This is a genomic window from Okeania sp. SIO2C2 (genome assembly GCF_010692625.1).
Classification (GTDB): domain Bacteria; phylum Cyanobacteriota; class Cyanobacteriia; order Cyanobacteriales; family Microcoleaceae; genus Okeania; species Okeania hirsuta.
This window is the reverse complement of sequence record NZ_JAAHGM010000077.1, coordinates 15852-29771: the sequence shown is the minus strand read 5'-3', so window position 1 is coordinate 29771 and position 13920 is coordinate 15852. Positions and strand designations below refer to the sequence as shown.

The 13920-nt window shown below is 34.9% G+C and carries 13 protein-coding genes; 8 read left to right on the top strand and 5 right to left on the bottom strand.

The window, feature by feature from the left end; translation table 11 throughout:
• Positions 1 to 569: 569 nt before the first annotated feature.
• Positions 570 to 830 carry a hypothetical protein gene (locus F6K18_RS31885; protein ID WP_287526939.1) on the top strand — a complete coding sequence of 87 codons (261 nt, stop codon included), beginning with the start codon at positions 570 to 572 and terminating at the stop codon, positions 828 to 830.
• A gap of 865 nt (positions 831 to 1695) precedes the next feature.
• On the opposite strand, the gene F6K18_RS31880 is transcribed toward F6K18_RS31885, so the two are convergent.
• On the bottom strand, positions 1696 to 2358 hold the full coding sequence (locus tag F6K18_RS31880) for a phosphoribosylanthranilate isomerase (protein WP_287526938.1): 663 nt from the start codon (positions 2356 to 2358) through the stop codon (positions 1696 to 1698).
• Positions 2359 to 2539: 181 nt separating this feature from the next.
• On the opposite strand from F6K18_RS31880, the gene psaK reads away from it, so the two are divergent.
• Positions 2540 to 2821: a photosystem I reaction center subunit PsaK gene (gene psaK / locus F6K18_RS31875; RefSeq protein WP_124147671.1), complete on the top strand. Its 282-nt coding sequence runs from the start codon at positions 2540 to 2542 to the stop codon at positions 2819 to 2821.
• Positions 2822 to 3432: 611 nt separating this feature from the next.
• A complete protein-coding gene (locus tag F6K18_RS31870; RefSeq protein WP_287526936.1) occupies positions 3433 to 4638 on the top strand; it encodes a site-2 protease family protein in 1206 nt (401 codons plus the stop codon).
• Positions 4639 to 5074: 436 nt separating this feature from the next.
• On the opposite strand, the gene ubiG is transcribed toward F6K18_RS31870, so the two are convergent.
• The gene (gene ubiG, locus F6K18_RS31865; RefSeq protein ID WP_287526934.1) at positions 5075 to 5581 is read right to left on the bottom strand and encodes a bifunctional 2-polyprenyl-6-hydroxyphenol methylase/3-demethylubiquinol 3-O-methyltransferase UbiG; all 507 of its coding nucleotides are present in this window, start codon (positions 5579 to 5581) and stop codon (positions 5075 to 5077) included.
• A gap of 186 nt (positions 5582 to 5767) precedes the next feature.
• Positions 5768 to 6280 carry a tetratricopeptide repeat protein gene (locus F6K18_RS31860; protein ID WP_353735237.1) on the bottom strand — a complete coding sequence of 171 codons (513 nt, stop codon included), beginning with the start codon at positions 6278 to 6280 and terminating at the stop codon, positions 5768 to 5770.
• A gap of 676 nt (positions 6281 to 6956) precedes the next feature.
• On the opposite strand from F6K18_RS31860, the gene F6K18_RS31855 reads away from it, so the two are divergent.
• On the top strand, positions 6957 to 7688 hold the full coding sequence (locus F6K18_RS31855) for a TIGR04283 family arsenosugar biosynthesis glycosyltransferase (protein ID WP_287526933.1): 732 nt from the start codon (positions 6957 to 6959) through the stop codon (positions 7686 to 7688).
• Positions 7689 to 7744: 56 nt separating this feature from the next.
• Here the strand turns inward: F6K18_RS31855 and F6K18_RS31850 are convergent, their stop codons facing one another.
• Positions 7745 to 7987, bottom strand: a complete 243-nt coding sequence (locus F6K18_RS31850) for a hypothetical protein (protein WP_124147666.1) — start codon at positions 7985 to 7987, stop codon at positions 7745 to 7747.
• Positions 7988 to 8188: 201 nt separating this feature from the next.
• On the opposite strand from F6K18_RS31850, the gene F6K18_RS31845 reads away from it, so the two are divergent.
• Both F6K18_RS31845 and F6K18_RS31840 read left to right on the top strand, forming a co-directional pair.
• Positions 8189 to 8434 (top strand): hypothetical protein, encoded by a 246-nt coding sequence (locus tag F6K18_RS31845; protein WP_287526932.1) that lies wholly within the window; start codon positions 8189 to 8191, stop codon positions 8432 to 8434.
• 56 nt (positions 8435 to 8490) lie between these two features.
• Positions 8491 to 9099 carry an Npun_F5749 family FMN-dependent PPOX-type flavoprotein gene (locus F6K18_RS31840; protein WP_287526931.1) on the top strand — a complete coding sequence of 203 codons (609 nt, stop codon included), beginning with the start codon at positions 8491 to 8493 and terminating at the stop codon, positions 9097 to 9099.
• Positions 9100 to 9131: 32 nt separating this feature from the next.
• On the opposite strand, the gene cysE is transcribed toward F6K18_RS31840, so the two are convergent.
• Positions 9132 to 9839 carry a serine O-acetyltransferase gene (cysE, locus tag F6K18_RS31835; RefSeq protein ID WP_287526929.1) on the bottom strand — a complete coding sequence of 236 codons (708 nt, stop codon included), beginning with the start codon at positions 9837 to 9839 and terminating at the stop codon, positions 9132 to 9134.
• Between the two features lie 90 nt (positions 9840 to 9929).
• Here cysE and F6K18_RS31830 point away from each other — a divergent pair, with 90 nt between their 5' ends.
• Together F6K18_RS31830 and mrdA are read left to right on the top strand one after the other, a co-directional pair.
• Positions 9930 to 10088, top strand: a complete 159-nt coding sequence (locus F6K18_RS31830; RefSeq protein ID WP_161564746.1) for a hypothetical protein — start codon at positions 9930 to 9932, stop codon at positions 10086 to 10088.
• 1421 nt (positions 10089 to 11509) lie between these two features.
• Positions 11510 to 13300 carry a penicillin-binding protein 2 gene (gene mrdA / locus F6K18_RS31825; protein ID WP_287526927.1) on the top strand — a complete coding sequence of 597 codons (1791 nt, stop codon included), beginning with the start codon at positions 11510 to 11512 and terminating at the stop codon, positions 13298 to 13300.
• Positions 13301 to 13920: the final 620 nt, after the last annotated feature.

Genomic DNA, 13920 nt, shown 5'->3' with positions numbered 1-13920 from the left:
ATATCATGTCCGGTTAAACAGTGATAAATAAATAACTAGGGAGTCCTCAGGAGTCAGTCCTCAGGAGTCAGGAGGAAAGAGGGAAGAAAGAAGAACAACTGGAGTTGAAGGAGAAAGTTTTTTTATAACTAATTATCCGGACATGATATAAAACCTCCTGCCCTTTTAAGGGGATAAAAAAAGAATATTCTTTATATCAAACCTCCTGATTGCAGAGGTACTGATAACTGATAACTGAAATGACCTACTTTTTTATTGGCAGTAGTTATAAATTTTTTCTCAGAATCTAGCACAATAGACTATTGGCTAGATATACTTCTGATAGTATTTGTTAATCCCTGGGTATTCGCAATTCGTTATTTTTATATTTGGCGATATCTGAAGGGAATTAAGATAACATTAATAGAAGCATTTACCAGAGGAATAAAGAAGTGGTTTCCTATATTGATTGTGCCCTTGGTTGTATTTGCTCCTATTACATTTACTCCAATTGAATTAATGCTAAGTAAACCTTTTTTTATATTACTTATTTTACCAATAATTTATCTTGGGATACGCCTTGGTTTTTATTGGCATACTGTTTAATTGACGGTGTTTCACCTGTAAATGGAATTAGGTATAGTTGGGAATTGACTAATGGGTATTTCTGGTTAATTACTCGAGTTAACTTGATTTTATTTGCCATTGGCTTTTTGATAATATTTCCATTAACAATTATCGCAGCTTATGTAATTAAATTAGAAATGGTAAAATATCTACTAAGTATTCTTATCCAATATGTTTTAAGTCCGATATTTTGGAGTATTATTTCAGTTATAATTTATGCATAATTAAAGAGAATAAAAGCCTGAATATTTACTATTCAGTAATTAGCAGTCAGCTTTTCGTGTGCAATGGTACTAAACAGTAATCAAACAATAAAAGTGAATCAAGAGTGTTGGAATAATTTATTGTTTTTTATCGGTTGTCCTGAATAGTAATTGTAAAGATACATATTTTTTAATTTCTTACCACACTCCCCTACTCCCCACACTATCTCTACTATTACTATGCACCACCATATTTTTATCTAATACCCATAACCTCACTCTTTTCTTGCCGGACCTTGGCTTTTTTGAGAGTGACTATTTAAACTAATGGCTAAATGTTTACCCTGAATATTTATAGCGTTTCTCAGACTAATGAGGTACACCTATCTTTGATCTTTACTTCTATTCTATTCTATTCTATTCCCTATTCCCTGTTCCCTAAAACAAATCAATTTTTTACCTCACCAATATGGGAATTACTATATGAGATATTTAATAACAATTAAGAATAATCAAAATCCTTTTATATTTTGACTCTTGTAGGTCCCTTTACCGACTGCTTCCCTACCTGAGTCTTGATTACTACTAACATCTTATATCATATCAAATCCGTTTAATTCGGTATAAAAACATTCTTGATCTTCACCATTACCAAATCTTCATAAATTTTTTCCCTCCTGACTCCTGACTCCTGAGGACTGACTCCTACTTCAAAAGATTTTATACCGATGCTACCGGATTTGATATCATGTCCGGTTGAATAGTTATAATTAGAGCTCGTAGTAGGGCTAAAACCCTAAGTATAGATATAGATATTTTATGGGGTAGAGCAAAACTACAAACAAAAACTTTTAAACTTGTATCAGTCATAATACTTGATGTTTTTCTACACTTTAACCCTAAGTTGAGCCAAACTATTAAATAATTTTTTGACTTTAACTAAATCTTTATCTCCAGGGGCTATTTCTACTCCACTAGATAAGTCTATACCACAGAATTTATGGCTAGATTCAATGATGAATTGTTGAATTGATACTGTGATATTTTCTGGTGTTAAACCACCTGCTAAAAACCAAGGACAAGTAGGGTGAAAATCTTTAATAATTTTCCAATCTAAGGTTTGACCAGTGCCTCCTAATTTATCTGGATGATAAGCATCTAGGAGTAAAGTATCGACATAATTTTCATAACTATTTACTCTTGTTAAATCTTGAGGAGATTTGATTCTGAATGCTTTAATTATTTCTATATTATCTGGTATTGATTGACGTAGCTGATGACAAAATTCTGGAGATTCGTCTCCATGTAGTTGTATGCCAGTCAATTGGGTCTGAATAATTATTTCCGATAAAAAATCAATTTCTGGGTTAACAAATACCCCGATTTTATCAATATTTTTTGGTAGTTGAACAACGATATTTCTGATTTTTTCTGCGGTAATATACCGAGGCGATGTTGGAACACAGATAAATCCTAAAGCTGTTGCTCCCATTTGAGCGATCGCTTGTCCTTGCTCTAGTTTTGTAATCCCACAAATTTTTACGCGCATTGATTTTACCTGCTAAGAGCTTAATTGTACATCTTTGTATTAAAACTTAAGGTTATTGTTAATTATTAAAACAAATTATAGCTTCTTACTAAAATTTATTGATAATTTGCAAAACATAAATTGATTCAATCAAACATTTAAGTCAAATAGCCAAATTTCTGTGATTTAAGGAGATAAAAACTTGATTTACTCTGGCTTAATTTTAGCAGCACAATCTCAACCCCTCTCTGCAGAGTGGTCTCCAAAAGTAGCAATTGTAATGATAACTTGCAACCTAGTGGCAATTGTAATTGGTTACTATGCTATTTCCAAGAACAATCGTGGACAAGGGCCTGATTTACCAGTATCATTACCAGCCATTTTTACTGGGTTTGGCATACCAGAATTGTTAGCTACTACTAGCTTTGGTCATATTTTGGGGGCAGGAATAATTTTAGGACTTGGTAGTGCTGGTATGCTATAGACATAACCTGATTTTAGTTACAAGTATAGGGGGTATTCTTTTCGCACAGAAGATATACCCCCATTTTTGATTTTCCACTAAAAGAAGGAAGAAGGAAGAAGGAAGAAAGAAGGACTGAAAGACCGAAAAAGTGGATGGGGATAGTCAACGACCTGCCGCTTCGTGTCTTATAACCCCAAGCAATTGTCAACACCGTGTAGACGGCAGGGTATTATACTAATTTGATAAATATTTGCTACATTTTATTGAGTGGGGGAGTAGGGGAGAAGTAAAAACAAGAATAATTAACAATAACTAGCTAATAATTATCAAAAAAGTTATTCAGTATGTGTTAATTACTTAATAAGTGAAGCACCACTTAAATATATAGTAATTTCATTTGAGTTGCGTAAAAAACCTGGTCGCTTTTAGGCAACAGGCAACAGGCAACAGGTAAGAAGGTTTGCCGGACTTTTTACTGTTAGTAAATAACCAACTCTTGTTTGACATTTCATTTGAAAACGCTATAGCATTATTTTTTCAAATTGGCATTAAACCCAAAAATCAAAAGATAAATTATATAGAGTAGAACAAGTCAAAGTTTAAATAAATAAATAATCAAATCAAACTTCATGCAGGCAGATTTGCGAATTGGCAATTTATTTGGTATCCCTTTATTTTTGGATTCTTCGTGGTTCGTCATTTTACTGTGGATAATATATATTAATAGGCAAGACTATGAAGAGTGGGGGTTTTTTTTGGCTTGTGGAGCTGGATTAATAATTGCTCTACTAATGTTTTGTTCTGTATTGTTACACGAATTAGCTCATAGTTTAGTTGCTATTTCTCAAGGTATTCAAGTTAATTCTATCAGGTTATTTTTGTTTGGTGGAATTGCTGGAATAGATCGAGAATATCGAACTCCTGGAGAGGCTTTTCAAGTTGCGATCGCTGGGCCTTTAGTGAGTTTAGTTTTGTTTTTTTTATTGGGTTTAACTAGCCTTTTTTTTTCCACATCAAGCTTGGTTGGTGAACTAATAAATCGGGTAGCAGAAATTAATTTAATTTTAGCTATTTTTAATCTGATGCCTGGTTTACCTTTAGATGGTGGACAAGTATTAAAAGCTGCTATTTGGAAAATAACTGGTAGTCGTTTTGTTGGGGTAAGATGGGCGGCTAAAAGTGGTCAAGCTTTAGGATGGTTAGGAATTATTTTGGGGTCTATTTTAGTTTTAGTAACTCAGAGTTATGGTGGTTTTTTGCTGGCTTTAATTGGTTGCTTTGCTCTGCGTAATGCCAAATTTTATCGCCGGATAATTGATTTAGAAGAAGCGTTAATTAAAATTAAATCTGTAGAAGCAATGACGCGAGATTTTCGTGTGGTAGATGCAAATTTGACTTTGAGTCAATTCTCAGATAAATATTTTTTGAAAAGTTCTAAATTTTCCATTTATTTTGCTGCTAGTGAGGGTCGTTATCTTGGTTTAGTTTCTTCTGATGCTATTGATTTTATTGAAAGGAGTTATTGGGATACTCAAACTTTAAGGATGATTATATGTCCGCTAAATCAGATAGTTACTGTTTCGGAGAAAGCTAGTTTAGTGGAAGTTATTAACTGTATGGAATTTCATCAGCAAAAACATATAACTGTTCTTTCTCCTGCTGGAGTAGTAGCAGGTATAATAGACCGGAGTGATATTGTCCGGGCAATCAATAGATACTTAAAATTGAATATTTCAGAGGCAGAAATTAAGCGTATTAAAACAGAAGGTTGTTATCCTCCAGGAATGAAATTAGTAGCGATCGCTAAAGCTACTAATTTATCAAATTTAAAGTAATTTTTAAGAAGGAGTCAGGAGTCAGGAGTTAGGAGTTAGGAGTTAGAAACTAGGAGGAATAGTTCTTCTGTATTTATTGAGCTGAAGCTTGGTTTTTAGTCAAATAAACATGATGTGCAAAGTCTTTCAATCACTCAAATTATTTGAAGAAGGAGTCAGGAGTCAGGAGTCAGGAGTTAAAAATTAGAAACTAGGAGAAATAGTTCTTCTGTATTTATTGAGCTGAAGCTTAATTTTTAGTCAAATAAACATGATGTGCAAAGTCTTTCAATCACTCAAATTATTTGAAAAGGAATCAGGAGTTAGAAATTAGGAACTAGGAATTAGGAGGAATAGTTCTTCTGTATTTATTGAGCTGAAGCTTGGTTTTTAGTCAAATAAGCATGATGTGCAAAGTCTTTCAATCACTCAAATTATTTGAAGAAGGAATCAGGAGTCAGGATCGTAATAAGTTTTCCATCAACCAAATCATCATAAATCGAGATTGAAAATTACGATTTATCGTGTCATATAAAAAAATACCACCAGGTTTCAACACTCTATATATTTCTGAAACAACTTGACGATAATCAGAAACGTGTTCCAAAACATCCACACAAATAACAAAATCAAAAGTATTATTTTCATAAGGCAAACTTTCAGCAATCCCAATTTTATAGTTAATATCCAGACTATTTTCACCGCTATGTTTTTGAGCAACTTCTATACATTTTGCCGACGAGTCAATACCATAAATTATTGCACCTCTCTTGGCCATAAATTCACAAGAAAAACCACCCCCACAACCCACATCCAAAACCTTTAATCCTTGCCAATGAGGAACATATCTATCGAAAAATTTAAACCTTGGTTGATTAAGATAATAAAGTGCATAAATTTTGGCATTTTTATCCCACCATTGATTAGCACTTAAGTCATAAAACTCTAGGTCATTTTTTTTCATTGTTATTAGGCATATTCAGAAAATAGGGATTAGGGAGTAGGGGAAAATTTTTGATTTATATAGTGCGATAATTAATTTAATTTTTTATTATCACCAGATGTCTCTTATATTTATTCATTAATTTTCAGAAAGAATTAATAAAAATTAGGAAAGCGATCGCTACACCTATTCAGATCAATAATATATCTAACTTAACCTCGCCGTACATTCTAGAATTAACCTTTGATTTTCAATAGCATAAGGCTGAACTTCTAAAGCCTTTTTAAAAGCTAAAATAGCTTCTCGATATTTTCCCAATGCAGCATAACATAATCCTAAACCATGCAAAGCACCAAAATGAAAAGGAATAATTTTCACTACCATCTCACAATCTTTTATCGCCTTTCTATACTCTCCTAAAGTGTAATAAAGAACCGCTCTTCGATTCCAAGCTTCTGCAAAATCAGGTAAATCTTCAACTAATTTATTCAAAACTGCTTCTGCCTTAGCAACTTCTCCAACTTGCAGCAAATTTTCTGAGCTTCTAATTGCTTCTAAACCAGCAACACCTTTTTGTTCAAACCAAATCCGCCATAACTCACCCGTAGCTTTATTTCTAATTAATTCATCAGGATTTTTCAAGTCTTCTAGTAATTCTCTAATTGATGATTTATCCATAATCTTAATAATCTTAATAATTGCTAATTGGCAAGTTGTCAAACAGTTTAATTCCTTGATGGAATAGCTATGAATGTAGAACTCGTATATGGAATTACTAATACCGTTTCACTAAAGTCAAAAGTCAAAAGCGAGTGCTAATTGGCGAGATTTCCTCAGAATTTAAGACGCACATCTGACAGTCAGAAGTCAAAAGTAAGATTTTAAGTACTTAAAATCTCTACTCTACAGTGATTTAAGCTGATTATTTGACTTGATCAATTACCAACTATTTGTGACATTTTTTAAGTGAAATGGTATAACTACTAAATCTTATCATAATTTATCAAAATAATTGGGTTGCGCAACCCCGTCTTTTAAGGTGAAATATTTTTGGAGGCTTGCTCAAATCCCCGTTACAAAAACAACTTCTGACTTCTGACTTCTGACTTCGTTAAATACTTGCTATAATCTGACTTTTGATTGTACTGTTAGTTTACTTGACGTAGGTATTTCAGCTATATACTTACCACTTGTTCTATCCTAGAGAATTAAACTCCTTCTTACTTCTGACTTCTGACTTTTTACTTCTTACCGAGAAATTGTGGGTATGCGCCTCCCCTTTTAAGGGGAAAAAAGAAAAAAAATTTTACTTTTAGTCAATCCTATCCGTTTTCAAGAAGAGGTAATAATTAATTATTAATTATTAATTGTTTAATTCTTCCTTCTTACTTAATTTATGCTCAATATTTCTATCATTATTCCTACCTTTAATGAAGCAGCTTATTTATCGCGTACCCTCAATAATCTTTCTGTACTTACTCCTCCAGCAAAAGAAATATTAGTAGTAGATAGTTACAGCGAAGACGATACAGTTTCTATTGCTCTCTCCTTTGGAGTTTCTGTCATTTATTCTCCTCAACGCGGACGTTCTATTCAAATGAATTTAGGTGCCCAAAAAGCAACAGGAGAAATTCTCTGTTTTCTTCACGCTGATACTATAGTGCCTAATGACTTGATTTCTATAATTTCCCAAACTTTGGCAAATCCAAATATTGTTTGTGGTGGATTTATTTCTATTATGTGTAATGCCAAAACTACTCGCTGGAGTATTGCCTTACATAATTATCTCAAAACTTTTTATGCTCCCCTAATTTTTCGCCCCTATTTATTCTTGAAAGGTTTGCGGATTTTGTTTGGAGACCAAGTAATTTTCTGTCGTCGCACAGATTTCTGGAAAGTTGATGGTTTTGATATTAATCAACCAATTATGGAAGATGCTGACTTATGTCTCAAGTTAGTTAAACATGGACGAATTTATTTAGTAAATCGCTTCGTATATACTAGCGATCGCCGTGTAGCTAAGTGGGGAATTTTAAAAGCAAATTTTATCTATTTATTTATTAGTTTTTTATGGGGTTTTGGTGTCTCACCAACTTTTCTGAAACGTTTCTATCAAGATATTCGTTAAGAGACTGTTTATCAAAAAATACCGACCACATTACTGCGATCGGCTACTTGGATTTTTTATTCTTCTTCGTTTGGGTCTTCCTCTTTGGCAGATTCGAGGAGATGAACCAACTCAACTTCTAAAGAGCGCATCTCCTCAAATACTTTAGATTTATGGGTATGATTTTCGATTAGCCGCTGTTCTAATCTTTTGCCATGTTCCTCTACATATTCTAGGTGTATAGACTGAAGAGTCCTTAAGCGGTCAAGAATTCCCCCAACAGTTGTTTTTGAGACCGTAATTCGGCCTCCTTTGTCCATAGCTCTATTAACTCGCTTTAGGTTCTGGGTAGGGCAAAGCAAGAATCCAAAGCTATTACAGCAACTTATATTGAAACCACTATTATCGGGGAAACTATATCGCCCCTCGCTACAGCAAAACTACCCAGAGATGTTTGGGACAAATTAAAAGCTCAGGCCAAACAACAAGGAGTTAAGCCTGAAAAATTATTAGAAGAGATTGTGGGAAATTATTTAGACCCAAAACAAGACTCTGACCCAGATACTGAAACAGTAACCGAGCCAGAGTCTAAAAACAAATCAAAAATCTCTATGTCCAAAACGCCTGAGATGAAAGCTTGGGAAAAAGATTTACAGGATTTACTCCAGGAAAAATATACTAACGAGGTTAATTGCGACACAACCGCAGACAGTTCCACAATACCGAAAGTTTTTCAATCAGATGGGGGTGTCCCGCCTGGAAGGTAAACCGGATTTAGTATAAGATATCTTCTCTACGAAAAAAGCAAAAATAGCCAATAATCATGGAATTTCTTAACTTAGTGGAGGCAGAAAAACTAGCACCTTGGCGATCGCCCTTAGCCAGAGCTTTACATAGAAACCGAAGTCTAACTTATGCCCGTTATGTCCAATTAGCAACAGTCACTGCTGAAGGCCAACCCAAAAATCGTACCATCGTATTCCGAGGTTTTTTAGAAGAAACCAATCAGCTAAAATTCATCACTGACAGTCGTAGCAAAAAAGTAGAGCAAATAGAAAAAAATCCCTGGGCCGAAATCTGTTGGTACTTTCCTCAAACTAGAGAACAATTTCGCCTCACTGGCAAACTCTACCTAATCAAAGCAAATAATCCTGATCCTAAACTTGCTCAAGTCAGAGAAACAACATGGCAAGAAATTTCAGACAATGCTAGACAGCAATTTACTTGGCCTAATCCTGGAGAAAGTAAAGTAGAAATCGGTGCCTTTGAATTGTCCCCACCAAATCCTGCCTATCCCCTATCAAACTTTTATCTATTATTACTAAATCCAACAAAAGTCGAGCATCTAGAACTCAAAGGAGAGCCACAAAATCGTTGGCTTTATCAAATTGATAACTCTAAAACTTGGTCTACTCAAGATATAAATCCTTAAAATTCCTTAGCCATAAAAAAATCTTGAATTGCTTAGTCTTGGAGACGACAACTAGCGTAATTAGCAGAAGATGGAGGGTCAGAATTAACCACAAGACACTGTGATAATTTACCTTGTAAATTTTCCACCTGTTGTTCAAGAGAATCAATTCGATCAACCAAAGCACGAATAACCTCAGCCTCAGAGTCAGGCAAACTACCATGCTCTAAAGGATTTACCTTAACTCCAGAACGATATACAACTCTCCCAGGCACTCCCACAACAGTACAGTCAGAAGGAACATCCCTAAGTACTACCGATCCTGCACCAATACGAACATTATTACCAATATTAATATTACCAAGAACCTTGGCACCCCCACCAATAACCACATTCTCACCCAAAGTAGGATGCCGTTTGCCAGTTTCTTTGCCAGTACCACCCAGAGTTACTCCTTGGTAAATTAGGCAATAGTTTCCGACAATAGCAGTCTCTCCAATAACTACACCCATACCATGGTCAATAAAAACTCCTTGGCCCACAACAGCTCCTGGATGAATTTCAACCCCAGTCAAAAAACGGCCTATGTGGGAAATTAAACGAGGCAGGAAAGGAATTTTCAGACCGTACAAACCATGAGCTAGGCGATGAAATATTAAAGCCTGAAGACCAGGGTAGCAAGTAAGAACTTCCAACCAGTTACGAGCTGCAGGGTCTCTATCAAAGATAATTCGGAAGTCAGTTAGAAGGGTATTAAACACGAGAATTTACCATCTTTGCTTGAGCAGATCATTTAACATTATACTTAAGGGTGAATCAAATAAGTTGTTCAATTTTTTTCGGAAAATACTATGTCGTTATTCTTGATAACTGTGGTATTGTTCTTCAGTTGGTTATTCACTTCTATCTTTGTCTTGGAACCAATGGACTTCATGCAATGGCTGCATATTCCTCGATGGTTATTTCTGTCAATAATATTGTTAGTTGTTTCTTGGTGTTTAGGAGATTAATTATCGTCATTTATTGATGACTTTATTCTGATTATGGAATTGCATATTAGATATCAAGGATTTTCACTACATTTTGCTTTTGATGAAGCTCTAATATCCAGTCTCATTAATTAGATGTCATAAAAATGCTTTTCTCTATTCTCTTGATAATTTCTCAAAATTATTCCTATTTTTTACTCTGTTATCCATGCTCCGGTATCCCTAACAAGTTTTTTTATTTGTAGGTATTTAAAAAAGAGGCATGATATAGCAATTAGATTCAACTATTCATATTTTTTCTGTTATTATACCTCTTCCAATTTTCAAACTAAAAATTAATTGAAGAAGGAGACAGGAGACAGGAGACAGGAGACAGGAGGAAAATTACATGGGGATTCTCACCCCAAGTAATTTTGAACACCCCCGTTGACGGTGGGGTATTAAACCCACAAAGAAAATGATAAATGATAATTTACTTCGTAAACATTCAGCTATTAGCAGTCAGCGTTTCCCTGCGGGATGCTACGCAAACAGCAATTAGTAATGAATAATTACTTCTCAGATTTAGGAAGGGGACTTTGGCAGTAACTTTGTATTCTTTCTGAATTTCAACGGTTGCTTTTACCTTCTCCAAAATTAATAGCTGATAACGCAGTTCCAACTATAGGAGACTAGCTAATAGCTGACGGCTATTTGCGCAACATTCCACAGGAAATGCTTACTATACTTCTTAATAAAAGTCAAAATTTGCTTTTTTCATTAGACATATCCGAAAAAGAAAAAAATACCGAAAAAAGCCACAAAAAAAAGGGTGCATCTCATATTTGCAAAAATACTTTTTTTTCCTATATATTCCCTATTCCCTATTCCATGTTGCCTGTTGCCTGTTGCCTAAAAGCAATAAATTTTTGGCTTTATTCTTGCATTGAGATGCACCCAAAAAAAAGGAATTAATTTAAGAAGAGAAGAAGAAAAATTAAAAATTAACCAAAGATAGTAGTTGAACATCTAACAAGATTTTTAAAAGTTTTCAGAGTAGTTCAATAAAGATTCAAAAGATTCAGATTAAGAGGGAAAAAAATGAGCAAATAGTGAAGACAATATGTGGCTTAGTGAGACTGAAGAAAGGAGGGTTAATCAGATAATAAAAAAAGTTGTAAACAAGAAATAAAAAAATCAAATATAAGGGGATACGCGACCCCTCCTAAAATTAAATGACAAGCTAGAAGTCGGAGATTTAAACCCAAGCTTTTAGCGCGCTGAAAGCTGAGTGCTATTTGCAGAGCATTCCGGTACAAAAAATGCTGATAGCTAGTTAACTTTGATTACTTTGTTCTGCATTTTGAATTTTTATTTAAACTGCTGTAAAGTCTATCTAATTATCGTTTAACGACTAAAAGACAATTAATCTATTAGTCTATCTAATCATAAATCAATAAATCATGGTGCACGAATTTTCCTTTGCTTTTGGACTACGAAAAATAGAAGATAATAACCTCTCATCTCAAAAACATGAGTCACGCTCAATCTACCGAGCAATTGTGTTAATGCTATTAACCACAAGCATAGTCGGTTTACAAGTTAGTCGTCTGGTTCAACTACAATTAATTCAAGGTCAACAGAATAGAGACCGAGCAGAAAACAACCGCATTAGGCCAATTTCAGTCCCATCCAATCGAGGACTAATCCTAGACCGTAATCACAAAGGCTTTGCATCTAATCGTCCCATCCGTTCCATCTATTTATGGCCAAAAGAACAATCCAAAGAGCAATGGAAAATTACTGCAGAAAAGCTCAGCACCATAATTGATATACCCGCCGAAAAAATCATTCAAAAAGTAGAGCAGGCTATAAATTCAGGAGAAAAGAATGTAAATATTAGCCATGAAGTGAATCGTGATACTTTTGTCACCTTACAGGAAAGAGCTGCGGAATTTTCCGGTGTAGAAGTGAGGTCGGAATCAACTCGTTATTATCCTCATGGACAATTAGCATCTCATATAATTGGATACCTTGGCGAAGCTACATCAGAAGAACTAAAAGCTAACCCAGAATATCAAATGAGAATGATGGTTGGTAGATTAGGAGTTGAAGCAAGTGCTAATGATTTGCTTGCCGGAAAATGGGGTAAGCGTTTGATAGAAGTCAATGCCCAAAATAAAGAAATAGGTAGTCTCGGAGAAATTAAACCTCAAGCAGGAAAGACAGTAAAGTTAACTCTTGATATAGACCTTCAGAAAACAGCAGAAAAAGCTCTAGGTTTTCGTAAGGGAGCAGTAGTTGCTCTAGATGTGAATACGGGGGAAATTTTAGCAATGGCCAGTTATCCCAGATTTAACCCCAATGTGTTTACGAAACCTATGTCTCAAGCCAAATGGCAAAATATTCATAGTCAGGAGCAATCATTTTTAAATCGGTCTCTCCAAGGTTATCCTCCAGGCAGTACTTTTAAAATAGTGACTTCTTCAGCGGCCATGGGGTCTGGAAAATTTTCACCATATTCTCTTGTTTATACCTCTGACTCAATTTATGTTGGAGGTATTAGTTTTAATGAACATAGTGGAGGATATGGTTCAATTGGTTTTAGAAGTGCATTAGCCTATAGTAGTAATACCTTCTTTTATAGAATAGGTATGGCTATTGGACCTCAAGAAATAATTAAATGGGCACATCAGCTTGGTTTGGGTGGTGAAAATTTAAACCTTTTGGGCATACCCGCAACATACAATGGTTTAATTCCTACTGAAGAAGATAAACGTAGGATTTATAATGATGATTGGTATTTGGGTGATACAATAACTATGGCAATTGGCCAGGGTCTGGTTTTGGTGACACCATTAGAGTTGGCAGTAGCAGTAGCAGCGATCGCTAATGGTGGTAAACAGATTAAGCCTCACTTGTTAGCGAATGAAACGAATAGTCCAAAAATGAAGCCTACTCCCACAGGGTTGAAACCTGAACAGATAAAGATTATTAGAGAAGGGATGATTGATGCAGTTTATTATGGTACAGCACAATCTCTTAATGACGGTACTATTCCTCTGACAGGAGGGAAAACCGGAACCTCAGAAGTAATTGGACAAAGGTCTCACTCTTTATATGTTGGTTTTGGGCCAGCTGATCAGTCAAAAATTGCGATCGCTGTCATTGTGGAGAATGGAGGTTATGGTTCTGTTTCTGCTGCTCCTGTTGCCAAACAGGTTTTTCAAACTTATTTCAGCAAGTATAATTAGGGTTTGCGCTTCACTAGTCTTTTAGTAGGGGTAGGAGACAGGAGACAGGAGACAGGAGACAGGAGGAACGGGGAATAATGAGGAGGTAGGATTAAACAATTAATAATTAATTATTACCTCTCCTTGAAAACGGAATTGATTAACTAATAATGAAAAAAAAATTTATTATTATCCCCTTAAAAGTCTATGCTTTATAAACATCTTTCTTAGCATAAAACTTGACAAAAGTGAGAAGTTATGTGTAAGTCGTTTGAGAGGCTTTTTTCTCGGAAAAGTATATTGAAAAATACATTTTTTTGAAGATTATTACTCCCCACACTCCCCACCCTCCCATCAAGGTTTTCAGGAGTTCCTGATCATGGATAGCTTAAAATTGGAGGTTTTAAACCATAATTTTTCAGTAAGAATTGTCAGAATGAGGGGTTTTTCTGCCCAACTATGAGCCTAAAGTACACTCCTTTTTAAGCGTTTTAGACGTGATACCAGGCACTGCAATTCGACCCCAAAAAGGCACTTGTCTTTATAGAACCCATTTGGTATCTTTTCTTGAAATACAAAGTCTTCAGGAAAGCCGTTTTAAGGAGCTTAACAACTATAGGGGTTCAGGAGACCGAAAAATT

What these genes read in the sequence shown, in the direction of transcription:
- F6K18_RS31880 (WP_287526938.1), bottom strand. Translation starts at nt 2,358, where the DNA reads ATGCGCGTAAAAATTTGTGGGATTACAAAACTAGAGCAAGGACAAGCG.
- F6K18_RS31870 (WP_287526936.1), top strand. Translation starts at nt 3,433, where the DNA reads ATGCAGGCAGATTTGCGAATTGGCAATTTATTTGGTATCCCTTTATTT.
- ubiG (WP_287526934.1), bottom strand. Translation starts at nt 5,581, where the DNA reads ATGAAAAAAAATGACCTAGAGTTTTATGACTTAAGTGCTAATCAATGG.
- F6K18_RS31855 (WP_287526933.1), top strand. Translation starts at nt 6,957, where the DNA reads ATGCTCAATATTTCTATCATTATTCCTACCTTTAATGAAGCAGCTTAT.
- F6K18_RS31850 (WP_124147666.1), bottom strand. Translation starts at nt 7,987, where the DNA reads ATGGACAAAGGAGGCCGAATTACGGTCTCAAAAACAACTGTTGGGGGA.
- F6K18_RS31840 (WP_287526931.1), top strand. Translation starts at nt 8,491, where the DNA reads ATGGAATTTCTTAACTTAGTGGAGGCAGAAAAACTAGCACCTTGGCGA.
- F6K18_RS31830 (WP_161564746.1), top strand. Translation starts at nt 9,930, where the DNA reads ATGTCGTTATTCTTGATAACTGTGGTATTGTTCTTCAGTTGGTTATTC.
- mrdA (WP_287526927.1), top strand. Translation starts at nt 11,510, where the DNA reads ATGGTGCACGAATTTTCCTTTGCTTTTGGACTACGAAAAATAGAAGAT.